The 22,752-nt window shown below is 72.5% G+C and carries 23 protein-coding genes; 13 read left to right on the top strand and 10 right to left on the bottom strand.

The features are described from left to right. Complete coding sequence (locus FDM97_RS16530) at positions 1-1,344, bottom strand: streptophobe family protein (RefSeq protein ID WP_432816220.1); 1,344 nt, start codon at positions 1,342-1,344, stop codon at positions 1-3. A gap of 93 nt (positions 1,345-1,437) precedes the next feature. On the opposite strand from FDM97_RS16530, the gene FDM97_RS16525 reads away from it, so the two are divergent. After that, positions 1,438-2,892: a DUF6777 domain-containing protein gene (locus FDM97_RS16525; RefSeq protein ID WP_432816219.1), complete on the top strand. Its 1,455-nt coding sequence runs from the start codon at positions 1,438-1,440 to the stop codon at positions 2,890-2,892. Here FDM97_RS16525 and FDM97_RS16520 read toward each other — a convergent pair. Genes FDM97_RS16520 through FDM97_RS16510 form a run of 3 tightly spaced genes read right to left on the bottom strand, consistent with a single transcriptional unit; the run spans position 2,877 to position 5,837 of the window. Then, positions 2,877-3,725, bottom strand: a complete 849-nt coding sequence (locus FDM97_RS16520) for an ABC transporter ATP-binding protein (protein ID WP_137991168.1) — start codon at positions 3,723-3,725, stop codon at positions 2,877-2,879. The two genes, FDM97_RS16525 and FDM97_RS16520, sit on opposite strands and share 16 nt — an antisense overlap. Position 3,726: 1 nt before the next feature. Continuing rightward, entirely contained in the window at positions 3,727-4,776 is a 1,050-nt protein-coding gene (locus FDM97_RS16515) for a FecCD family ABC transporter permease (RefSeq protein ID WP_137991167.1), read from the bottom strand. After that, positions 4,773-5,837, bottom strand: a complete 1,065-nt coding sequence (locus FDM97_RS16510; RefSeq protein WP_137994858.1) for a FecCD family ABC transporter permease — start codon at positions 5,835-5,837, stop codon at positions 4,773-4,775. The genes FDM97_RS16515 and FDM97_RS16510 overlap by 4 nt, the downstream gene beginning before the upstream one ends. A 147-nt stretch (positions 5,838-5,984) precedes the next feature. On the opposite strand from FDM97_RS16510, the gene FDM97_RS16505 reads away from it, so the two are divergent. From FDM97_RS16505 to FDM97_RS16495, 3 genes are all read left to right on the top strand, one after another. Then, positions 5,985-6,986 (top strand): ABC transporter substrate-binding protein, encoded by a 1,002-nt coding sequence (locus FDM97_RS16505; protein ID WP_137991166.1) that lies wholly within the window; start codon positions 5,985-5,987, stop codon positions 6,984-6,986. A 157-nt stretch (positions 6,987-7,143) separates the two neighbouring features. Next, positions 7,144-7,647: an FBP domain-containing protein gene (locus tag FDM97_RS16500; protein ID WP_137991165.1), complete on the top strand. Its 504-nt coding sequence runs from the start codon at positions 7,144-7,146 to the stop codon at positions 7,645-7,647. A 272-nt stretch (positions 7,648-7,919) separates the two neighbouring features. Next, positions 7,920-8,351: a hypothetical protein gene (locus FDM97_RS16495; RefSeq protein ID WP_137991164.1), complete on the top strand. Its 432-nt coding sequence runs from the start codon at positions 7,920-7,922 to the stop codon at positions 8,349-8,351. On the opposite strand, the gene FDM97_RS16490 is transcribed toward FDM97_RS16495, so the two are convergent. Then, the gene (locus FDM97_RS16490) at positions 8,279-9,454 is read right to left on the bottom strand and encodes an acyl-CoA dehydrogenase family protein (protein WP_137991163.1); all 1,176 of its coding nucleotides are present in this window, start codon (positions 9,452-9,454) and stop codon (positions 8,279-8,281) included. The genes FDM97_RS16495 and FDM97_RS16490 overlap by 73 nt on opposite strands. A 143-nt stretch (positions 9,455-9,597) precedes the next feature. Here FDM97_RS16490 and FDM97_RS16485 point away from each other — a divergent pair, with 143 nt between their 5' ends. The 5 genes from FDM97_RS16485 (at position 9,598) to FDM97_RS16460 (ending at position 14,299) form a co-directional block, all read left to right on the top strand. Further along, complete coding sequence (locus tag FDM97_RS16485; RefSeq protein ID WP_137991162.1) at positions 9,598-10,782, top strand: CaiB/BaiF CoA transferase family protein; 1,185 nt, start codon at positions 9,598-9,600, stop codon at positions 10,780-10,782. A gap of 67 nt (positions 10,783-10,849) precedes the next feature. Next, positions 10,850-11,515, top strand: coding sequence for a GntR family transcriptional regulator (locus tag FDM97_RS16480; protein ID WP_137991161.1), 666 nt, complete (start codon positions 10,850-10,852; stop codon positions 11,513-11,515). A gap of 148 nt (positions 11,516-11,663) precedes the next feature. Next, a complete protein-coding gene (locus FDM97_RS16470) occupies positions 11,664-12,221 on the top strand; it encodes a 3'-5' exonuclease (RefSeq protein WP_137991160.1) in 558 nt (185 codons plus the stop codon). Positions 12,222-12,353: 132 nt separating this feature from the next. After that, the gene (locus tag FDM97_RS16465; RefSeq protein ID WP_137991159.1) at positions 12,354-13,571 is read left to right on the top strand and encodes a glycoside hydrolase family 64 protein; all 1,218 of its coding nucleotides are present in this window, start codon (positions 12,354-12,356) and stop codon (positions 13,569-13,571) included. Between the two features lie 74 nt (positions 13,572-13,645). Next, entirely contained in the window at positions 13,646-14,299 is a 654-nt protein-coding gene (locus FDM97_RS16460; RefSeq protein ID WP_137991158.1) for a CBS domain-containing protein, read from the top strand. Between the two features lie 57 nt (positions 14,300-14,356). Here the strand turns inward: FDM97_RS16460 and FDM97_RS16455 are convergent, their stop codons facing one another. The 5 genes from FDM97_RS16455 to FDM97_RS16435 all read right to left on the bottom strand — a co-directional run bounded on the left by FDM97_RS16455 (position 14,357) and on the right by FDM97_RS16435 (position 18,812). Then, positions 14,357-14,656 (bottom strand): DUF1876 domain-containing protein, encoded by a 300-nt coding sequence (locus tag FDM97_RS16455; RefSeq protein ID WP_137991157.1) that lies wholly within the window; start codon positions 14,654-14,656, stop codon positions 14,357-14,359. Positions 14,657-14,711: 55 nt separating this feature from the next. After that, complete coding sequence (locus tag FDM97_RS16450) at positions 14,712-16,556, bottom strand: bifunctional metallophosphatase/5'-nucleotidase (RefSeq protein ID WP_254705622.1); 1,845 nt, start codon at positions 16,554-16,556, stop codon at positions 14,712-14,714. Positions 16,557-16,709: 153 nt separating this feature from the next. Continuing rightward, positions 16,710-17,675 (bottom strand): ion transporter, encoded by a 966-nt coding sequence (locus tag FDM97_RS16445; protein WP_137991155.1) that lies wholly within the window; start codon positions 17,673-17,675, stop codon positions 16,710-16,712. A 184-nt stretch (positions 17,676-17,859) separates the two neighbouring features. Next, a complete protein-coding gene (locus FDM97_RS16440) occupies positions 17,860-18,426 on the bottom strand; it encodes a hypothetical protein (RefSeq protein WP_137991154.1) in 567 nt (188 codons plus the stop codon). After that, positions 18,423-18,812 (bottom strand): PadR family transcriptional regulator, encoded by a 390-nt coding sequence (locus tag FDM97_RS16435; RefSeq protein WP_254705621.1) that lies wholly within the window; start codon positions 18,810-18,812, stop codon positions 18,423-18,425. The genes FDM97_RS16440 and FDM97_RS16435 overlap by 4 nt, the downstream gene beginning before the upstream one ends. A gap of 171 nt (positions 18,813-18,983) precedes the next feature. Between FDM97_RS16435 and FDM97_RS16430 the strand changes: the two genes are divergently transcribed. From FDM97_RS16430 to FDM97_RS16415, 4 genes are all read left to right on the top strand, one after another. Continuing rightward, positions 18,984-20,009: a permease gene (locus FDM97_RS16430; protein ID WP_137991152.1), complete on the top strand. Its 1,026-nt coding sequence runs from the start codon at positions 18,984-18,986 to the stop codon at positions 20,007-20,009. Beyond that, a complete protein-coding gene (locus FDM97_RS16425; protein ID WP_137991151.1) occupies positions 20,006-20,854 on the top strand; it encodes a TIGR03943 family putative permease subunit in 849 nt (282 codons plus the stop codon). The genes FDM97_RS16430 and FDM97_RS16425 overlap by 4 nt, the downstream gene beginning before the upstream one ends. After that, entirely contained in the window at positions 20,851-21,492 is a 642-nt protein-coding gene (locus FDM97_RS16420; RefSeq protein WP_254705620.1) for an RICIN domain-containing protein, read from the top strand. The genes FDM97_RS16425 and FDM97_RS16420 overlap by 4 nt, the downstream gene beginning before the upstream one ends. Positions 21,493-21,564: 72 nt before the next feature. Beyond that, positions 21,565-22,656 (top strand): NAD(P)/FAD-dependent oxidoreductase, encoded by a 1,092-nt coding sequence (locus FDM97_RS16415; RefSeq protein WP_137991150.1) that lies wholly within the window; start codon positions 21,565-21,567, stop codon positions 22,654-22,656. The last annotated feature ends 96 nt before the right edge of the window (positions 22,657-22,752 follow it).

Below are 22,752 nucleotides of genomic sequence, written 5' to 3'. Positions count from 1 at the left end.
TCAGCGCGGCGGCGTGGAGCCCGGACGGGGCGGCGAGACGGCCTCGGTGTCCACCTCGCCGCGGTGGCGGACGCCGGAGGCCAGCAGCCCGCCGAGGAGGCCGGCCACGAGACCCCAGAGCAGGGCGAGTCCGGCCGTCCTCCAGACGTGGGGGCGCAGGAGGACCTCGCCGCCGAGGGATTCGAGATCGCCGATGCCGAGGATGGACAGCCCGAAGCGCGCCTCGACGAGCGTGACCGGGGCGACGACCAGCATGGTCAGGGCGAAGGCGATCCCCAGGTGGAGGGCGTGCCGCCAGAGCGGCGTACCGGCCGGCGAGCGCACGGCGGCCACGAAGGCCACCGCGAGGACGAGGACGGCCGCCACGGGCAGGAGCCACCAGGCCCGGGAGTCGTACGAGGCGAGGGAGGAGAGGTCCACGGTGGACAGGCCCGCGGTGTCGGTGCGCAGCACCGAGTCGAGGATCTGGGGCATGGGCAGCCCGAACGGCCCTTCGACGGTGCCCTCCCAGGAGCCTCCGATGCCGACGCCGAGGGCGAGCCAGGTGACGTTGGGCAGGCCGAGCAGGACCACGGCGAGGGTTTCGGCCGCGTGGCCCTTGGTGGCCGCCACGACGATCCCGATGACCAGGCCGACGGCCACGTACGCGAGCAGCAGGAGCAGCATCGCGGAGGCGGCCGGGCGTACGGCCGCGTGATAGCGCACGAGCCGGGGCGGGAGCGGGGTGCGGCGGGAGACCAGCAGGGCCATCAGGAGGACGCCGAGGATCCACAGGAGCCCGAAGAGCAGGGTGGGGCCGAGGAGGGTGCGGAAGCCGACGGTGGGGTCGGCCGCGTCGAGAAGTTCGCCGAAGAGGTCGGACATCGGGTCCTGGCTCTCGCCGCCGCCGACCGAGATGCGGAAGTCGTGCCGGGCGAGGGCGGAGAGGCCGGCGAGCGCGGCCAGCCAGAGCAGCACGGTACGGGCGACCCGGGCGAGGAGATCGCGGGTACGGGCGACGGCGTGGTGGCGCAGCGGGCGCAGGAAGGCGAAGCCGGTGACCAGTGCGCCCACCAGGGTGACGGTCAGTGGCATGGCGGTGAGTTCGGCGTTCGTGCCGGCGAGGGCGCCGGCGTCGCCGGAGAGGTCGATCTGTCCGCCCGCGGCCATGACGACGACCGCGGCGACGACGCTGACGAACCCTCCGGGCAGGTCGGCGGCGCCCGCGGCCCAGAGGCCGAGCGCCGCGACGAAGGCCATCGCGAGGAATCCGGCGAGGACGGCGGCCAGGGCCTCGCCCCAGTGGCGGGCGAGTTGGCCGGCACCGGTGGCCGGTCGGGCGGTGGTGGGGAGCTGACTGCTCACGTTGCCCACGCTAATACCGGCGGGTGCGGTCCGCTTGCGGGCGGCACCCGTTTCGCGCACACAATGGGCCCGGAACGGAAGAAAGGGAAAAACGTGACTTCCCACCCGCCGTCCGGCCGTCCCTCGGTTCCCCCTTCAGGTCCGCCCTCGGGTCCTCTCTCGGGCCCGAGCGCCCGCCCCGGGTCCGCCGGTCCCCCGCCACCCTCCGGCCCGCCGTACGACGGCTCGGGGGGCGGTTCCGGCGGTCCCGGCGGTCCCGGCGGCTCCGGCGGTGGGGGAGCCGGCGGCCCCGGTGAGCGCGGTGGAGGCGGAGGCGGCCCCTGGTGGCGCTCCGTCCCCAAGGTCGCGTCGGCCACCGCCGTACTGGTCGCGGCCGTTGCCCTGGTCGTCGTGCTCACCCGCCCGGACGGCAACGGCGGTGACAGCGGCGCAGGCGGCGGCGAGGTGTTCCTGCAGAACGCCTCCGCCGCGGGCCCCGACCCGTTCACCAAGTCGACGGCCCGTACCGCCGACACCTCGCAGTCGCCCGCGCCCCTGCCCAGCCCGACCAGGTCCGCGGAGGCCAACGCCACGCGCAGCGTGTCCGGTTCCGCGCCGGGTCTGTACGGCGGTACGCGCAACACGGCGAGTTGCGACGTCGAGCAGCAGATCCGCTATCTGGCGGACGAGCCCGCCAAGAACGCGGCCTTCGCCTCCGTGCTCGGCATCCCGGCCACCGAGGTCGCCGGCCATCTGCGCGCCCTGACGCCACTTCAGCTCCGGGTCGACACCCGTGTGACCAACCACGGCTTCCGGGGCGGCTCCCCCACCTCGTACCAGGCGGTCCTCCAGGCCGGTACGGCCGTACTCGTCGACGACCACGGGGTGCCCCGGGTGCGCTGCGCCTGCGGCAATCCGCTGAAGCCGCCGGTCGCCCAGAAGGACCCGAAGCCGGTGGGCACCGCGTGGACCGGCTACCGGCCTACCCAGGTGGTCGTCGTCGCGCCCTCGGTGACCGTCGTGAACATCTTCGTCGTGTACGACCCCGAGAACGACGGCTGGTTCGCCCGCAAGCCGGGCGACACGGGGCAGCAGGACAAGCCGACCGCCCCGCCGACGGCTCCCCCGTCGCCCTCCGTCTCCGACTCGCTGACGGAGTCTCCGCCGACGGCGCCGCCCTCGCCCGTACCGTGCGTGACGATCACCGGCACCGAGACCCCCACGCCCAGCAACGGCGTCACGCCGACGCCGTGTCCCTCGGACACACCCTCGTCGCCGGCCCCGGCGTCACCCGACTCGCCGAGTCCGCCGTCGGAGCCGGCGACGGACGGCACGGCCACGGACGGGACGACGACCGACGGGACGACGGGCGGCACGACGGGCGGGTCGGCCTCGGCGGAGAGCCCGCAGACCGGCGACGGCTCTCCGTTCTCCCCCGGGTCGGCGCCCGACGCGCCGCCGCAGCCCGGGCCGGACTGGGCGGCCTGGCCGGACGAGGCGGACGGCGAGGACGGCGAGGACGGCGCGGACGACTTCGTGGACGCCCTGGAAGCTCAGCCCGTCTTCTGACTCGGACGGGCCGTGCCCCGCGGCCGGCGCCCGCCCTCCGGGATGACGAGCGGCGTGCCGGCCACCGGGCACGTGATGACGGCGGCCGGCAGGTCGAACACGTCGCGGACCAGCTCGGGCGTGACGATCTCGGTGGGCGGCCCGGCGGCGACGACCCGCCCGTCCCGCATGGCGACGAGGTGGTCGGCGTAACGGCACGCCAGATTCAGCTCGTGCAGCACCATCACGACCGTACGGCCGTCGGCGCGGTTGAGTTCGGCGACGAGTTCGAGGACGTCGACCTGGTGGGCGAGGTCGAGATAGGTCGTGGGCTCGTCCAGGAGCAGGACGGCGGTGTCCTGGGCCAGGGCCATGGCGATCCAGACGCGTTGGCGCTGGCCTCCGGAGAGCTCGTCCAGGCCGCGCCCGGCGAGTTCCGTGGTGCCGGTGGCCTCCAGGGCACGGTCGACGACGGCGTCGTCCGCGGAGGACCACTGACGCCACCACCGCTGGTGCGGGGTCCGGCCGCGGGCGACCAGGTCCCGGACGGTGATGCCCTCGGGCGCGGCCGGGCTCTGCGGCAGGAGGGCCAGTTTCAGGGCGAGTTCGCGGGCCGGAAGCCCGGCGATGTCCTCGGCGTCGAGGTGGACCGCGCCCGCGGTGGGCCTGAGCAGGCGGGCCAGGGCGCGCAGGGCGGTGGACTTGCCGCAGGCGTTGGGGCCGACGAGGGCGGTGACCTTGCCCGCGGGGAGGTCGAGGTCGAGGTTCTCGGCGACGGTGCGGTCGCCGTAGCCGAGGTGGAGGCCGGTACCCGTGAGGGCCGTGCCGCCGGTGGCGGTGGTCGTGGCGGTCATGTCAGCCTCCCTGTCCCGAGCGGTTGGCGCGGGCGAGCAGCAGCAGAAGGTAGGGGGCGCCGACGGCGGCGGTGATGATGCCGACGGGCAGTTCGACGGGTGAGAAGAGCAGCCGTCCGACGAGGTCGGCGAGGAGGAGCAGGGCGGCGCCGGTCAGTCCGCTGAGGACCAGCGGGACGCCCGCGGTGCCGGCGAGCCGGCGGGCGATCTGCGGGGCGCCGAGGGCGATGAAGGCGATGGGACCGGCCGCGGCGGTGGCGAGCGCGGCGAGGCAGGTCGCGAGGATCAGCAGGCCGATCCTGGCGCGGTGCAGCGGGATGCCGAGGCCCTTGGCCGTGTCGTCGTCGAACTGCAGGAGTTGGTAGGGCCTGGCGAGGGCGAGCGTGAGGGGTACGAGGACGAGGAGGGCGAGTGAGGCCCACTGGACGTGCTCGTAGCCGCGGCCGTTGAGGCTGCCGGTGAGCCAGACCATGGCGCGGGAGGCCTGGTCGATGTCGGCGCGGGCGAGCATCCAGCGGGTGAGGGCGGCGAGGGCTCCGTTGGCGGCGATGCCGACGAGGACGAATCTGTAGCCGGTGACGGTGCCGCCGCGGTAGGCGAGAAGGTAGATCACGGCGGCGGTGGCGAGGGCTCCGGCGAGCGCCCCGACGGGGACGGCGCCGAAGCTGCCCGCGCCGGCGGCGGTGACCCCGCCGAGGAGGATGGCGCCGACGGCTCCCGCGCCGGCTCCGGCGGAGATGCCGATGAGGTCGGGGCTGGCGAGCTGGTTGCGGGTGACGGCCTGGTAGACGGCGCCGGCCACGCCGAAGGCGACGCCCACGAGGAGGGCGGTCAGGGCACGGGGCAGCCGCAGTTCGCGCACGATCAGGTCGGCGTCGCCCCCTCCGGTGCCCAGGAGGGCGCCGAGGACGTCGGGGACGGGTATCGCGAACGTACCGAGGGAGACGGAGGCGACGAGGCCGGCGAAGGCCGCGAGCGCGAGCGCTCCGGCGGTGAGGGCGACCCGGGGCCGTATCCGTACGCCGACGGGCCCGAGTTCGATGCGGGTCATCGGGTGTGCTCCTTGAGCTTGCCGCGCTTGACCAGAAGCGCCAGGAAGGGGGCGCCGATCAGCGCGGTCACGACGCCGGCCTGGAGCTCCCCGGGGCGGGCGACCATGCGGCCGACGACATCGGCGCCGAGCAGCAGGATCGCCCCGCCGAGCGCCGAACAGGGCACGAGGCGGCGGGCGTCGGGGCCCGTGAAGGCGCGGACGACGTGCGGGACGACGAGTCCGACGAAGGTGACGGGGCCGCAGGCGGCGACGGCCGCGCCGGTGAGGACGATGACGGCGAGGGCGCCGAGTGCCCGGGTGGCGACGACCTTGGTGCCGAGGGTGGCGGCGAGGTCGTCGCCCAGTGCGAGGGCGTTGAGCCGTCCGCCGAGGGCGAGCGCGAGGACGAGTCCCGCGGCGACGAACGGCAGGATCTGGACGCCGAGTCCGGCGTCGCGTCCGGCGAGCGAGCCGACGGCCCAGGAGCGGTACTGGTCGAGGGTGCGGACGTCGAGCAGCACGAGGGCGTTCGTGAACGCTTCGAGCAGGACCGTCACCGCCGCGCCGGCGAGGGCGAGTTTGGCCGGGGTGGCGCCGCCGTGGCCGGAGCCGCCGACCGCGTACGCGAGGAGCCCGGCGAGGGCGCCGCCGACGAAGGCGAACCAGACGTACTCGTACGAGCTCGTGAGTCCGAACATGCCGATGCCGGCAGCGACGGCGAAGGCCGCTCCGGCGCTGACACCGATGAGTCCGGGGTCTCCGAGCGGGTTGCGGGTGATGTCCTGGGCGACCGCTCCCGCGGCACCGAGCGCGAGGCCGGCGAGCAGCCCGAGCAGGGTGCGCGGCATGCGCAACTCCCGTACGACGACGGCGTCTCCGTCCGTCGAGCCGCCGAGCGCGGCGAGCACGTCGCCGAGGGGCACGGACTTGGTGCCGATGGCGAGCGAGGCGCAGAGGGCGAGCGCGAGCAGGACGGTGAGGGCGAGCGGCACGAGAACTCCGCCCCGGCGCGCGGGTGCGGAGCGGGGCGGCGGACCCGGCGGGGGTGTGGTGGCGGCGGTCGCCGCCGAGGACTTCACAGGCACGCGCCTCAAACTAAGGGACGCCTTACCTCACTGGCATCCCCACCCCCCGTGTTCACACGGTGGCAGCCTGCCGCTATCCTCACACAGGTCTTACGAAGGCAAGCCTTCCCTAAGTACCAGCTCGATCTTGGAGGAACCCCCGTGATCACCCTCAACAGGCGCCGCTGGACCCAGCGGTTCGGCGCTTTCGCCCTCGCGGCCGCTCTGACCGCGGGGCTCACCGCGTGCGGTGGCGAGAGCGGCGACAAGAAGCCGAGCTCCGCCTCCTCCGACGCCAAGGCGGAAGCGGGCTTCCCCCGCACGATCGAGCACGACAAGGGCAAGACCGTCCTGAAGGCCAAGCCGAAGCGGATCGTCGCCCTCGACAACAGTCTCGTCGAGGCCGTCATCGCCCTCGACCGGCCGCTGGTCGGCGGCATCGGCTCGTACCGCGACCAGAAGGGCTTCCCGTCCTACCTGGGCGACGCCGTCAGGGACACCAAGGACGTCGGCCCGCTGGAGAGCCCGAACCTGGAGCAGATCGCGCTGCTCAAGCCGGACCTGATCGTCTCCGCGACCGTCCGTCACGACGAACTGTACGAGAAGCTCAGCCAGATCGCGCCGACCGTCTTCGTGAAGACCACCGGCCCGATCTGGAAGGAGAACGTCGGTCTGCTCGGCAAGGCGCTGGGCGAGGAGAAGGCGGCGACCGAGCAGATCAGCGCCTACGAGACCCGCGCCAAGAAGGTCGGCGACGCGATCAACGCCAAGGCGGGCAAGCCCACCGCCTCCGTCGTCCGCTTCCTCGACGGCCCGACCCGTATCTACCTGCCGGCCACGTTCACCGGCATCATCCTCTCGGACATGGGCATCGCCCGGCCTGCCAACCAGCAGGACCCGAAGGAGTTCAACATCGAGATCAGCGAGGAGCAGATCGCGCAGGCGGATGCCGACGTGATCTTCTACACGACGTTCTCGGGCGGCGAGGAGCGCAGGACCAAGTTCCTGGCGAACCCGCTGTGGCAGCGGCTGAAGGCCGTCAAGTCCGGCCAGGTGTACGAGGTGAAGGACGAGATCTGGATGACCTCGGTCTCCCTCCAGGGCGCCCACATGGTCCTCGACGACATGGCCCGCCTCTTCAAGGTCGACGCCGCCAAGGCGTGACCGGCTTCACCCACGTCGACCCGTACCGACCCCGTACCGGCCCCGGCCGGTACGGGGTCGGCGGCTGTGCGGCCTTGCCGGGCCGGACAAGGCCCGAGTATCCGGTCCGTCCGAAAATCGGATGCCTGGGGCCTGGGGCCCGGGTACGGTCCGTCGAGTGGAACCACTCACCGACAAACAGATCCGCTCGTCGTTCGTGAACTGCACGAAGGGCGAGGCAAGCAGGCTCCGGCTCCCGCTGGACTTCGCCGAACTCCCCTGGGAGGAGCTCGACTTCCTCGGCTGGGTCGATCCGGGCGCGCCGCTGCGCGCCCATGTCGTCGTTCCCCGCGAGGACGGTCCGCTCGGCATCACCCTGCGCGTGCCCGCCACGGGCCGCACCAGCGCGGTCAAGACCAGCCTGTGCCAGGTCTGCCTGACGGGCCACGCCTCCTCGGGTGTGACCCTGCTCGCGGCGCCGCTCGCCGGCAGCCGCGGACGCGAGGGGAACACGGTCGGCGTCTATCTCTGCGCCGACCTGGCCTGTTCCCTCTACGTCCGCGGCAAGCGGCAGCCCAGGCTGCGGGCCGCCCGCCACGAGGAGTCACTGACCGTCGACGAGCGGATCCAGCGGACGATGACCAACCTCAACGCCTTCCTCGACAAGGTGACGGCCGGCTAGAAGACCGCTGAAGGCTTGTTGCCGAGCGGGGCGAACCACGTTGTCAGTGCCTCGTGGCCGAATGCGGACATGACTGCTCGTGACGTCGCCCGGCCGCTTCCCGACATACCGACCCTGCGAGGGACCGACAGCCCGTACCGCCGTCACGGATTCGACACGCAGGCGACGACCGGTGGCGGACGGGAGACGTCGACTTCGACGGCGCCGACGAGGTCCCCCGACGGCGCGAGTTGGCTGATCGGCTACCCGACGGAAGACGCGGGGAGGGGCGCGTGACGACCTCCGACGCCGGCGGGACGGATGTGCTGCGCCGCCTCGCGGACCGGTTCGACCGGGCGGAGGTCACGTACGAGGCCGGGGTGTGGACCGTGACGTGGACGGACGGTCTGCCCGTCGCCCAGATGCGGCAGGCAGCCGAGGAGGCGGCGCCGGAGGCGGCCGGTCGCCTTGCGTACCGACGCGTACTCTCCCAGGAAGCCGTCGCACTGGGCGCCGTCCGGCTGGCGACGGGACCCGACCCGGGAGCCGGAGGACGCCGACGGATCAGCCCGGAGGCCGTCGAGGGCTTCTGGCGGGAGGTCCCGCTGCCGAGTCCAGACTTCCAGGACGGGGTCATGGCCGACACGGGGGATCAGCGGAAGGCCGCCTCGCCCGTGAGCGCCTTGCCGACGACCAGGGAGTGGACCTCGCTCGTGCCCTCGTAGGTGAGCACCGACTCCAGGTTGTTGGCGTGGCGCATCACGGGGTACTCCAGGGTGATGCCGTTGGCGCCCAGGATCGTGCGGCACTCGCGGGCGATGGCGATCGCCTCCCGTACGTTGTTCAGCTTGCCCACGCTGACCTGCTCGGGCGTGAGCGTGCCGGCGTCCTTGAGCCGGCCCAGGTGGAGGGCGAGCAGCATGCCCTTGCCGAGCTCCAGGGACATGTCCGCGAGCTTCGCTTGCGTCAACTGGTAGGAGGCGAGGGAGCGTTCGAAGACGACGCGGTCGCCGGCGTACGCGATCGCGGTCTCCAGGCAGTCGCGGGCGGCGCCGAGGGCGCCGAACACGATCCCGAAGCGGGCCTCGTTGAGGCACCCGAGCGGGCCGGACAGACCGCGCGCCGCCGGGAGCATCGCGTCGGCCGGCAGCCGTACGTCCTCCAGGACCAGTTCACTGGTCACGCTCGCCCGCAGCGACAGCTTCTGCTTGATCTCGGGGGCGCTGAAACCGCGGGTGCCGGCCGGCACCAGGAAGCCGCGGACCCCTTCGTCCGTCCGGGCCCAGACGACGGCGACGTCGGCGACCGATCCGTTGGTGATCCACATCTTGGTGCCGTTGAGCACCCAGTCGTCGCCCTCCCGCTTGGCGCGGGTCCGCATGGCTCCGGGATCCGATCCCGCGTCCGGCTCGGTGAGCCCGAAGCATCCGATGTACTCGCCGGCCGCCATGCCGGGAAGCCACTGCTGCTTCTGCTCCTCCGAGCCGTACTTCCAGATCGCGTACATCGCGAGCGAGCCCTGGACGGAGACCAGGCTGCGCAGGCCCGAGTCGACGGCCTCCAGCTCCAGGCAGGCCAGACCGTACGCGACGGCGTTGGTGCCCGCGCAGCCGTAGCCCTCCAGGTGCATGCCGAGGACACCGACACCGCCGAGGGCGCGGGCGAGTTCGCGGGCGGGGACGGCGCCCTGCTCGAACCAACCGGCCACATGGGGGCGCAGTTCGCGATCCGCCATGGCCCGGACGGTCCGGCGGATCTCGCGCTCCTCGTCGGTCAGCAGACCGTCGATCGCCAGCAGATCGAAGGGGTGGACGGGCGACGACTTCACGGACGGCCTCCAGGCTCGTGCGGCTACTCGGCGTGCCGAAGCGTAACCGGAGATCGGATTTTGGATCCAGTATTGAATATCTGATCTCCGATGCGTACGTTCCCGGTGGATCCTGGATCCGATCACCGGCGAGGGAGAGCGGCATGCGCGCAGATCAGCCAGATCAGCAGGGGACGGCGGGCCCGGGCGCCCTGTCCGGGATCGTCGTCGCGGATTTCGGCCGGGTCCTCGCCGGCCCGTACATGACGATGCTCCTGGCCGACCTCGGTGCCGATGTGATCAAGATCGAGCGGCCGGGCTCCGGTGACGACACCCGCGCCTGGGGACCCCCCTTCGCGGACGGCGAGGCCACCTACTTCCTCGGGGTGAACCGGAACAAGCGCTCCGTCGCCCTCGACCTCACCGACCCGGCGGACCTGGAGACCGCGCGGGCGATCGTCGACCGCGCCGACGTCCTGGTGGAGAACTTCCGGCCCGGCACGATGGAGAGGCTCGGCCTCGACTACGCGACCGTACGGGCGTCCAACCCGGGGCTCGTCTACTGCTCGGTGACCGGCTTCGGCGCGGCCGAGGGCGCCCATCTGCCCGGCTACGACCTGCTCGTCCAGGCCATGGGCGGGCTGATGAGCGTCACCGGTGACCCCGGCGGGCAGGGGACGAAGGCGGGCGTCGCGCTCGTCGACGTGATCACCGGACTCCACGCGGGCCTGGGCGTCCTCGCGGCCCTGCGGCACCGGGAACGTACCGGAGAGGGCCAGCGGGTCGAGGTCTCCCTGCTCACCTCGCTGCTGTCCGCCCTCACCAACCAGTCGGCGGCCTACCTCGGCGCCGGAGTCGTCCCCCGAGCCATGGGCAACCGGCATCCGAGCATCGCACCGTACGAGGTCTTCGAGGCGAAGGACCGGCCGCTCGTCCTCGCCGTCGGCAACGACCGCCAGTTCCGCACGCTCTGCGCACGGCTCGGACGGCCGGACCTGGCCGAGGACGAGCGTTTCTCCACCAACACCGCCCGCGTCGCGCACCGCGAGGACCTGGTCGCCGCACTGGCCGGTCCGCTCGCCGAGCGGACCGCCGACAGCTGGTTCGAGGAGCTGACGGCCGCCGGAGTGCCCTGCGGTCCGATCAACGACCTCGCCGCCGCCTTCGATCTGGCCGACCGCCTCGGCCTGGCTCCCCGCGTCCCCGCCGAGGCGGCCGGCGCGGGCCAGGTCGTCAACCCGATCACGCTCGGCGTCACCCCGCCGGCCTACCGCACCCCTCCCCCGCGCCTGGGCGAGCACACGGAGTCCCTGCTCTCCGAGCCGGCGCTGCTCCCCCGCACTCCGTAGGAAGATGGACGGATCCGGCGCCACAGGTCAGCGGGCCGGCGAGAAACCGAGGGAAGGGTCACAGGCGATGAGCAGCGCGGTGCAGAAGCGGCGACCGCCGACCGCCCAGCAGTTCGTCCTCGAGGAGCTGCGGCGCGCCATCACCGCCGGGGAGTTGCGGCCCGGCGGGCAGATCCGCCAGGACGCCCTCGCCGCCCGGCTCGACGTGAGCCGCGTGCCTCTGCGGGAGGCTCTCAAGATCCTCGAGGGCGAGGGCCTCGTGGTGCACCACATCCACCGGGGCTACTTCGTCGCCGAGTTGTCCCTCGCGGACCTGGAAGAGATCTACCGGATCCGCGAGTTGCTCGAGACCGAGGCGGTCCGCCTGGCCGTCGCCCGCGCCGAGGACGGACTGACCGCCAGGCTGGAGAAGATCCAGCGGGAGGTGGAACGGGCGGCCGACACCGGCGACGTGACGGAGATGGCCGCGGCCAACCGCCGCTTCCACTTCACCCTGATCGAGGCGTCCGGGATGCCCCGCCTCGTCCGCCTCATCCGCACCCTGTGGGACGCCACGGACGCCTACCGCTCGCTGTACTACACCGAGGTCCCCCACCGGGAGCTGGCCGTGCGCGAGCACCGGGCGGTCATCTCGGCGGTACGCCACGGGGACGAGAACGCCGCCGTGCGCTGGCTCGACGAACACCGGGCGCACGCGGTCGCGGCGCTGCGGGAGATCCTGGACCTGGACTGAGCCCGCCGGTTCGGAGCCGGCCGGTTCGGAGCCGGCCGGTTCGGAGCCCGCCGGTTCGGAGCCGGCCGGTTCGGAGCCCGCCGGTTCGGAGCCCGCCGGGCCGAAAACCGGATGCCGGGGCCCGTATCGCCTGCCTAGCCTCGTCGCCATGGACCACAGACGCTGGGTGAACGTCGTCGACATCGAGGCGACCTGCTGGGAGGGGAAGCGGCCGCCGGGGGCCGTGAGCGAGATCATCGAGATCGGGCTCACCGTCGTCGACCTGGACGCGGGCGAACGGATCGCCCGGCACCGGGTGCTGGTGAAACCCGCCCGTTCGACGGTCAGCCCCTTCTGCACCGAGCTGACCGGCCTCACCCAGGCCGAGGTGGACACCGGACTGGACTTCGCGGCGGCCTGCCGGCTGCTTGCCGCCGAGCACGCGAGCGGGGCGCGCCCGTGGGCCAGTTGGGGCGACTACGACCGCAACCAGTTCACGCACCAGTGCCGGGCGACGGGTACGGAGTACCCCTTCGGGCACCGCCACACGAACGCCAAGGCCGTGTTCACACAGGCGCACGGGCTGCCCAGGCGCCCGGGCATGGCCAGGGCCCTGGAGATCGCGGGACTGCCGCTGGAGGGGCGGCACCACCGCGGCGAGGACGACGCGTGGAACATCGCCGCGCTGGTGCTCCGCTTGCACGAGCGCGGCGCCTGGCCCCTGTAGCGCTTCTCCCGCCGCGCGCCGAACCGGCGGAGGAGTATCCGAAGGATTGACAGGGTCATCACATCCTCACCATTCTGAGAGCGCTCTCAGATCCTCGCGGCCCCCATCCCCCACTCCGAGGAGCCCCCCACCATGCCCACCCGCCACCGGCGCAGGCTCACGCTGCTCGCCCCCGTCACCGCCGCCGCGCTCATCGGCACGGCGGTCACCGTCGCCGGCCCCTCCCCCACGGTCCAGGCCGCGCCCGCCGCCGTCCCGGCCACCATTCCGCTCACCTTCACGAACAACTCCGGCCGCGGCGAGCCGGTGTACGTCTACAACCTCGGCACCGAACTCTCCACCGGCCGCCAGGGGTGGGCCGACGCGAACGGCACCTTCCACCCCTGGCCCGCCGGGGGTTCCGTCCCCGTCCCCGCGCCCGACGCCGCCATCCCCGGGCCGGCCGCCGGGCAGTCGATGACGATCCGGCTGCCGAAGTTCTCGGGCCGGATCTACTTCAGCTACGGCCAGAAGCTCGTCTTCAAGCTCGCGACGGGCGGCCTGGTGCAGCCCGCCGTGCAGAACCCGGGCGACCCCAACCGGAACATCCTCTTCAACTGGTCCGAGTACACGCTCAACGACGCGGGTCTGTGGATCAACAGCACCCAGGTCGACATGGTCTCGGCGCCGTACGCCGTCGGCCTCAAGCGTCCCGACGGCAGTGTCGTCAGCACCGGGCGGCTCAAGCCGGGCGGCTACCGGGGCTTCTTCAACGCGCTGCGGGGCCAGCCCGGAGGCTGGGCGAACCTCATCCAGACCCGCGCCGACGGCACCGTCCTGCGCGCGCTCGCACCGGGACACGGCATCGAGGCCGGCGCGCTGCCGTCGACCGTCATGAACGACTACATCGACCGCGTCTGGGCCAGGTACGCGTCCTCGACGCTCACCGTCTCCCCCTTCGCCCACCAGCCGTCCGTGAAGTACCACGGCCGCGTCTCCGGCGACGTCATGAACTTCACCGACGGCACCGGCGCCGTGGTCACCTCGTTCCAGAAGCCCGACTCCGACAGCGTCTTCGGCTGCTACAAGCGGCTCGACGCGCCCAACGACCAGGTGCGGGGCCCCATTTCCCGTACGCTCTGCGCGGCCTACAACCGCTCCACGCTCCTCACCAACTCCAGCCAGCCGGACACCTCGTCGGCCGGCTTCTACCAGGACGTGGTGACCAACCACTACGCGCGCAAGATCCACGCGCAGATGGCGGACGGCAAGGCCTACGGCTTCGCCTTCGACGACGTCGGCGCGCACGAGTCGCTGGTGCACGACGGCGATCCGCGGCAGGCGTACGTGACCCTCGACCCGCTCGACTGACCTCCCGCCGGCTCCGACTCCCCCTCCGCGTGAGGGATCATGGACGAAGGAGCGGAGAAGGGACGGAACGGACGATGCGGAACCGCAGTGTCGCCGACCTCATGACGCCGACCGCGGTGACCGTACAGCCGGGGACGTCGTTCAAGGAGATCGCGCGGCTGCTCGACGAGTACGGCATCACCGCGGTGCCGGTGGTCGACGAGGCCAACCGGCCCGTCGGCGTGGTGTCCGAGGCGGATCTGCTGCGCCGCCACACCACCAAGGGCGGCCCGAGCACCGCGGAGGCCATGATGTCCAGCCCCGTGGTGGTGGCGCGCCCTTCCTGGACGGCGGTGGAGGCGGCACGGCTCATGGAGCGGCACCGGGTGAAGCGGCTGCCCGTGGTGGACGCGGGCGGTCAGCTCATCGGGGTGCTGAGCCGGAGCGACCTGCTGCAGCTGTTCCTGCGCCGCGACCGGGCGATCCAGGAGGAGATCCTGGAGGAGGTCGTCACCCGCATCCTCGGGGTCTCCCCCGCCGCGCTCCACATCGACGTGGACGAGGGCCGGGTGACGCTCAGCGGCACCCTGGAGCGCCGCAACCTCGCGCCCGTCTTCGTACGACTCTGCGAAAGCGTGGACGGCGTCGTGGAGGTCGTGGACCGGCTCACGTACGAGGACGAGGACGAGCACGAGGGCACGGACGCGAACGAGGACGCGAACGACGACGCGGAACGGCCCCGGGCCTGACACCGGACCGGGCCCGCCGGCAGGAGGCCGGCGGGCCCGGTGCGCGAGGCGGTCCCGTTACGAGACCGCCTCCGGCCAGCCGTACCCGGGTCCGGTGTGCTGGGGTACGGTCCCCGCGCCCACCGCCTCCATCTCCCGGTTGGCCTCGCGCATCAACTGGCCCGCCAGGTCCTTCATGGCCCGGCTCGCGGCGAGCTCGTCACCGATCACCGGTACGTCGACGTCCGACGGGTTGCACCGTGCACTGCCGTGGCCGGTGAGGGTCGACGTGCCGGTGTTGAGACGCGCCTCGGCCTTGGTCCTGCCGTCCTCTTCGACCAGTTCCAGGCCGACCGTCCACTCAAGAGTCCGTGTCATGGTCTGCCTCCTCGCGCCGTCGGGACGCGTCGGAGCGCCGCGCGTCCCTTCCTACCTACCAGGATCCATCCACGCGCGCGTGAGCGCGCGGCGACGGCGGGATCGGCCGGGCGAGTCGGCTCTTGACGCGGACGCGGTCCAGGGGCGCCGGGGAGATCCTCTTGTGAGCCCTGAGGTACTCCACGAAGCTCTCGTGGTCGGTTCCGTTGCGGACCGGTCCTGTGTAGCCGGCGAAGGCGCTGTAGCCGTCGGCTCCGATGACCGTGTACGCGAGCGCGGCGACCCGGTAGGTGCGCTCAAGGTCCAGCGGCCGGCCGTTGATCAGCACGTCGCGGGGCGAGACGCGGTCGCCGACCGGACGCGCCGGGTCGTAGCGGTACGAGGTGTTGTGCGAGACGGCGAGGGGGGCGAACGTCACCGTGCCGTCGGCCTGCTGCTGCCACTGCTGCTCGAGGATCGCGTCCAGCCGGCTTCCCTTCACACCGACGGTGAGGACCGGGTTTCCGTAGCCGTAGGCGTTCCAGGACTCGCCGAACAGGATGCGGCCGTCCGCGTCGGCGGGGTGGCTCCCCTTGGCGTGCGGCAGGTCGCCGCGTACGGCGGTGCTGCCCCTGACGGGCCGCGCGGCGATCAGGGCCAGATCGGCCCGCCCCTGGCGCGTGCGGTTGGCGTTCCAGTACTGGACGTCGGCGTACAGATCGGCGGCGGTGCTCTCCCCCGCCGCGTTCGGCGTACGGGTGAAGGAGCCGGTCTGCGTCGCGAGCGGTTCGGCGAAGCGCTCGGCTCCGCGCGCGACCCAGTGGTCGACGATCTTCTGGACCTCGCGGTCCGGTGCCACGTCGCGGGTCACCGCGTGGTTGACCGATCGGGTGCGGTCCCTGAGGACCTCGCCGGTCTCGGGATCGAGGGACAGGTTGATCTCGCTGATCACCGCGCCGTGGTTGCCCGCTTCGACGACCGGGCGCGGCTCGCCGGCCGGGTCGGGCACCATGCAGTTGAAGCGCGAGTGCCAGTCTCCCGTGACGACCGCGTCGATCTCGGGTGTGACCGTCTTCGCCAGCTCGATGGCCGGCCCGTAGGCGGAGTCGCACTCGTTGTAGCCGGAGGTCGCGGCGGACTTCGGTGAACCGCCCTCGTGCACGTTGAGGACGATGGCCTCGACTCCGCGGCGCTTGAGCTCCTGGGTGGAGCGTTCGATGGTCCGTGTCCGGTCGAGTGCGCGCAGTCCGGGCTGGTAGGACGTCGAACCGGTGACGGTGCTCTCCAGCGTGGTGGTGATGAAGCCGACCGGAACGCTGCGGCCGTCGGCGGTGCGGAACCACTCGATGCGGTACGGATCCACGACCGGGCGGCCGGTCCGCGCGTGGACGATGTTGCCGGACTGGAAGTCGAAGTCCGCGCCGTGGAAGCGGCGTCCGGTGGAGTCCGTGAAGCAGCTGTCCACGCCGACCGTGCCGAAGCACCGGCCCTGCTCCATGTGCTGGACGAGGAAGTCCGGGGACACGTCCAGCTCGTGGTTGCCCATGGCCGAGAAGCGCAGGCCCAGCTTGTTGAGGACCTCGATCGTCGGCTCGTCCTGGAAGGCGTCCACTTCGAAGGGCCAGCCGGAGAAGTTGTCACCGGTGGAGAAGAAGACGGAGTTGCGGTGCCCGGAGCGTAACTGCTTGAGGTGGGTCGCGAGATAGGCGGCGCCGCCGACGGTGACCGAGGTACCGCCGCCCGCGGGTATGCGTCCGCCCTGCCCGGGGGTGGGCGGCTGCAGGTAGCCGTGGAAGTCGGTGATGCTGAGGAGTTGGACGTCGAGGGTGTCGTCTGCGGCGGCCGGTGTGACGGACAGGGCGCCGCCGACGAGGGTGGCGCTCGCGGCGATGACGCCGATCCGGCGAAGGACGTTTCTCAAGGCGATGACTCCTTCGGAGTGGGACGAGCGCATTCATCTCAACTCCTGCTGGTGTCATGGCCATGAACGTCGTACTGCGCTCCAAGGCATGGGGCATGACGGAGCGTCATCGAAGGGTGACCTCTCAGTCGGCCTGGTGGCCGCGCCGCGCTCTCACGTCCGGAATCGGGCCTCGTCGGCCGGTGGTCCGTCCACGCGCGCGTGCGTACGCGGGGGTGGCAGGGGCGGCAGTGCCGACTCGACGTCGTCCAGGGCGCGCCGGGCCGCCGCGATCCGCTCGCGCAGCCGCGCCTCGTCGGCCGCGTCCTTACCGGCCGCGTTCTTGCCTTCCGCGCCCATGCCGGCATGGGCGCCGAAGGCGGCCTCTTCCGTCTCCGACTTCTCGATCTCACGGGCCTCCTCCAGCGAGTTGATCACGACGCCGATCAGCACGTTGACCAGGACGAAGGAGGCGATGAGGACGTACGAGACGTAGTAGAGGAAGCTCCATCGGGAGATCTCCAGGCCCGCGTGGACGGCGTCGCCGAGGCCGTCGAGGGTCATCAGGAGGAAGAGGGTGAGCACGGCCCGGCCGATGGATCCGAAGTGCTCGGGGTCGTGCGCCGCGAAGAAGACCCAGCCGACCATCGCGTACACGTACAGCAGCAGCGCCCCGACCAGGAGAAAGCTGACGGTGCCGGGGAGGCTGCGGCCGACGGCGACGAGCACGATCCGCAGCTGGGGCAGGAAGCGCGCGGCACGCAGCACGCGGGCAAGACGGAGCAGCCGCAGGACCGTGGAGTTCTCGCGCGCCGCCGGCACGAACGCGGCCAGGACGACGACGAGGTCGAAGAGGTTCCACGGGTCACGGAAGAAGTCCCGGGGCCGCTGCGCGTGCACTCCGGCGCGCAGGACCATCTCCGTCGCGAAGGCGGCCAGGAAGAGGTGCTCGACCACCTGCAGCTCGCCGTGCCAGCGGGTGGCGACACCGGCGTACGTCTCCACCCCGAGGACCGCGGCGTTGCCGAGGATGAGGAGGAAGACCGCGGTGGCGAACCAGCGGGCTTCCGTGATCTCACGACATCGCTCCCCCACGCGGACCCGGTGACTGCGGCCCGCCACGGCGGACTGATCCGGCATTTCGGCCTCCTCGATTCATTGAGCCATGCTCATGTGTTCCAACGGCGCGGAGGCGCAAGGGTTCTGGGTGCGCGGCGCCCCGGTGACCCGCCCGGACGGGGGCCGATGGAGGTCCGGTGACCGTCGTTCACATGCTGCGAGGAGACCTCGATCTACGGTGTCGATACGAGGGCAGGCGCGACCGTCACCCCTGGGCCGCGCGCTGGGGTGCACTGCCGCGCCGTTCGGCGACGAGGTACGCGACTCCCGGCAGCGTCAGCAGGGCGCTGCCCCACAGGGGCAGGAGGAACAGCGGTTCGTCACCGGCCAGTTGGTCGGTGAGGACCATGACGGGCAGCCCGACGACGAGCGCCACGATCCAGCTCTTGCCGAGGCCGAGGGAGCCGCGGCGCAGTTCGAGGGCGACGGTGGCGACGCCGATGCTCAGCCAGAAGGCCAGCCGCCCGGCGGTGACGTCCACGGCCGTCGTCCGGTGGACGAGGTGCGAGATCAGCAGCAACGCGCCGACGACGAGCGGGATCAGCGCCGCCATCCGCAGCACGCGCCGGTGCAGCGGCATCCGCGCCCTGGCCCAGGAGGCGGCGAAGGCTGCGACGTCCCGGCCGACGACGTCCTGCGGGGTGCGGCCGGCCGCGGCGGCGTCCTCCAGGTGGGCGGTGAGTTCGGCGAGCATCTCGCGGACGGTCGCGTCGTCGATGCCCCGGTACTCCCAGTTGCTGCGGCAGACCGCGAGCACGCGCTCGTTCGTCATGGTGTCGTTTCCCCCGTGGGTCGTTCGGTCTCGGTCGTCCCGGCCAGAATCCGGCCGGCCTGTGGGGCGAACTCCCGCCACACCGCCCTGCCGTGCTCCAGTTCGGCCCGGCCGGCCCCGGACAGCCGGTAGTACTTGCGCGGTGCCCCGCCGCTGGACGACGGGGCGCGGTACGACTCGACGAGCCCCGCGCGCTCCATCCTGGCCAGGAGGGGGTAGATGCTCCCCTCGCTCACCAGCTCCAGGCCGCCCTCCGTGAGCGCCTCCACGAACTCGTAGCCGTACCGGGGTCGTTCGGCGATCAGCGAGAGCAGGCAGAGGTCGAGTACACCGCGCAGGAGCTGGCTGCGCCGTTGGTCGCCGGCCGTCGACAGCTCCTTTGTCATGCGGTGCATGATAGTCGCCAACTGTCTTGCGCCACACGATATTCGGCCGAGCCTAGATGAAGATGATTATCAAACGCTAGTGTGTCCCCGCCCGCGACAGCACCCCGCCGCGGGTCGCACAGGCGTGCGCCGAATCCGGCGATCACGCGGACACGAGGACGGGAGACCACGATGGCCGAGGGGCCACCGATATCCGCGAGATCCCTGGAGGTCGACGCGCCGAAGGGGGAACGGCGAGGCAGCCAGGCGGCGTCGACCACGCCACTGCTCGTGGGGGCCGCGGTCGCCCTCGTGTTGTTCGCCCCCGTGGCCCTGCCGTGGATCGACGCGGCCGCCGTCGGTGCCTGGCGCACGCTCCTCGTGGCCATCGTGGTGCAGGGCATTCCGTTCCTGCTCCTCGGCACCGTCGTCTCGGCGGCGATCGGCGCGTTCGTCCCGGCCCGTGTGTTCGCCCGCGCCCTGCCCAAGAACCCGGCGCTCGCCGTCCCCGTCGCCAGCGCGGCCGGAGTCGTCCTGCCCGGCTGCGAGTGCGCGTCCGTGCCCGTCGCCAGCAGCCTGATGCGGCGGGGCGTCGCCCCGGCGGCCGCCCTCGCCTTTCTGCTGTCCGCACCGGCCGTCAACCCGGTCGTCCTCGTCTCGACGGCCATCGCGTTCCCGGGCAGCCCGGAGATGGTCCTCGCCCGGCTCGCCGCGTCCCTGATCACGTCGGCCGGAATGGGCTGGCTGTGGATCAGGGCGGGGCGCGAGGAGTGGCTGCGGCTGCCCAAGGGCCCGACGGGCCACACCCCCGGCGCGAGCCGCCTCACCGAGTTCCGGCGCGGGCTGCAGCACGACTTCCTGCACGCCGGCGGCTTCCTGGTGGTGGGAGGCATGGCCGCGGCGACCTTCAACGTCCTCGTACCGCCGTCGGTGCTCGACCTGTTCACCGACTCGCCCTGGCTGGCGGTGCTGCTGCTGGCCCTGCTCGCGGTCGTGCTGTCGGTCTGTTCCGAGGCCGACGCGTTCGTCGCCGCCTCCTTCACCGGCTTCTCGCGCACGGCCCAGCTCGCCTTCATCGTCGTGGGGCCGATGGTCGACATGAAGCTCATCGCGCTGCAGTCGGGGGCGTTCGGCCGGGCGTTCGCGATCCGCTTCTCGAGTGCCACGTTCGTCGTGGCCGTCCTGTGCTGCGTACTCGTCGGAGGAGTGCTGCTGTGAGCAAGCCCGTCCCGCCTCTGCTGCTGCTCCTGATCGGCGCGGCTCTGCTGCGGATCACCGTCGGCAGCGACGTCTACCTGCGGTACGTGAAGGAGGGCCTGTGGTCGCTGCTGATCCTCTCCGGCGTGCTGCTCGTCGGGCTCGGCGTCGCCGGCCTGGTCTCCGCGGTGGCCGACCGGCTGCGGCAGCCGGTCATGCAGCTGCGCCACGACGCGAACGGGAAGCCGTACTGGCACGACCCGGCGCGCGACGCCCACCACGCGCACGGGCACGGGCACGGGGAGGGGGATGCGGATGGTCACGGGCACGGCCATGGGCACGGCGCGCCGCGCGTGGCCTGGCTGCTCGCCGTACCGGCCCTCAGCCTGCTGCTGTTCGCGCCCCCGGCGCTCGGCTCGTTCACCGCGGCGCGCGACGGAGCGACGGCCGCCGCCGAGGTGACGACCTACGCCGAGCTGGAGAACCAGCCGACCGTGCCCATGAAGATGGCCGAGTTCATCGGCCGCTCGGTCAACGACAACTGGAGCATCCGGGGCCGCAAGGTGAAGGTCATGGGCTTCGTCACGCCCGGCGACCGTCCGGGCACCTGGTACCTCAGCCGCCTCACCGTCAACTGCTGCGCCGCCGACGCCCGTCCGATGCGCATCGAGATCCACGGCGCCGCCGCCCCGCCCACGGATTCCTGGGCGGCGGTGACGGGCCTGTGGCGCCCCACCGACGTCGATCCGGACAACCCGCTGCCGCAACTCGACGCGGGCGAGGTCGAGCCGGTGTCCGCGCCCAGGAATCCGTACGCCGACGAGGCCCCGGCCGGCGCGGGAGCCGCCGGCCGGAGCGGTGCGTGACGGAGTTCGTCGTCCCGGGCACCACGTCCGCCGGCACGGCCACGGGAACGTACCGCCTGGTCAACCGCTACAGCGGCCTCGTGATCGGGATGTCCGCCGACGCGGGCCGGCCCGCCGAGACCACCCCCGCCCGTTCGTGGACCGACCGCAGCGGCAGCGGCGTCGGCGGAGCGCGCACCGCCGCCGAGCAGACCCTCACCCTCGCGCCCGTGGGCGAGGCGCCCGGCTCCCTCGACGGTGTGCGCACGCTCGTCACGGGCGGCAAGGCGCTCGACAACCCCGGCCACAGCACGACCGCCGGCACCCAGCTGATCACGTACACCCCCAACGGCGGGGCCAACCAGAAGTGGAGGTTCACCCGGCAGCCGGACGGCTCCTACGAGCTCGTCAACGCCGAGTCGGGTCTGTGCGCCGACGTGAACGGCGGCTCCACCGCCGTCGGCGCCAAGGTGATCCAGTGGACCTGCACGGGCGGCACCAACCAGCGCTGGACCCTCACCCGCGGGGCGGACGGCACGTACACCGTCGCCTCGGTGAGGAGCGGGCTGCTCCTCACCACCGCCTCGACGGCCGACGGGGCCCTGGTGACCCAGCAGCCCGGCTCGGGATCGGCCCTGCAGCGGTGGACGGTCACCTGACCGTCGACACAGGAATTGCCGAACCGGCAAGTCGGATTGCCGATCGGGGGTGGCCGGGCAAAGCTTGCCGGTATGACTCAGATCGCGAACAACCCCAGTGAAGTAGATGTCGTGGTCGTCGGTGGCGGTATCGCCGGCCTGTCCGGCGCGGTGACGCTGGCCAGGTCACGGCGGTCGGTCGTGGTCGTCGACTCCGGCGAGCCGCGCAACGAGCCCGCCTCGGGCGTGCACGGGCTGCTCTCCCGGGACGGCATCGCCCCGGGCGAGCTCCTGCGCACGGGGCGCGCGGAGGTCGAGGCGTACGGCGGCCGGGTCGTCACCGACCGGGCGGTGAGCGCCCGGCGCGACGGCGACGGCTTCCTCGTGGAGACGGCACAGGGCCGCCGCTACCGCGCGCGGCGCCTGCTGGTGGCCACCGGGCTCGCCGACCGGCTGCCCGACGTCGACGGGCTGCGGGAGCGCTGGGGGCGGGACGTGCTGCACTGCCCGTACTGCCACGGCTGGGAGGTGCGGGACGAGCCCATCGGGGTCCTTGCCACGGGCCCGATGGCGGTCCATCAGGCGCTGCTCTTTCGCCAGTTGTCGGACCGCGTGACGCTGTTCCGGCACACCGCCGGCGACCTCGCCGAGGAGGAGTGGGAGAAGCTGGCCGCGCGCGGCATCGACGTGGTGGAGGGTGAGGTCGCCGCCGTCGAGGTCGAGGACGACCGCCTGGCCGGGGTGCGCCTCGCGTCCGGCCGGCGCTTCCCGCTGCGCGCCCTGGCGGTGGCCCCGCGCTTCGAGGCACGTGACGAGGTGCTCGCGGGTCTCGACCTGGCCGCCGCGGAGCATCCGATGGGCATCGGGAACCAGGTGGAGGCGCAGGCCTCCGGGATGACGTCCGTTCCCGGCGTCTGGGTCGCCGGGAACGTCGCCGACGTGATGGACGGGGTGCCGGCCGCCGCCGCGGCGGGCGTGAAGGCCGCCGCGGCGGTCAACGCCGACCTGGTGGCCGCCGATACCGACGCCGCGGTGGCCCGCCGGCGGTCGGGGAACATCGCCGAGGTGTTCGGCGCGGCGGCGGAGGCCGCGGTCTGCGAGCGGGTCCTGGGCGAGCGCCGCCACGGCCTCGACGGCCTGCTGTCCCCTCGTACGGAGGCGGGGCCCCCGCGGGCGCGGGGCTGATCGGGGCCGGGCCGGCCCCGGACGGAGCCCGAGAGGGGCCCGAAGGGGGCCATCCGGCCCTCCCCCCGCCCCTGTCCTGCGCAGAGACTGGGAGCG

Source organism: Streptomyces vilmorinianum (genome assembly GCF_005517195.1).
GTDB classification, from domain to species: Bacteria; Actinomycetota; Actinomycetes; order Streptomycetales; family Streptomycetaceae; genus Streptomyces; species Streptomyces vilmorinianum.
This window is presented reverse-complemented; position numbering and strand designations above follow the sequence as displayed.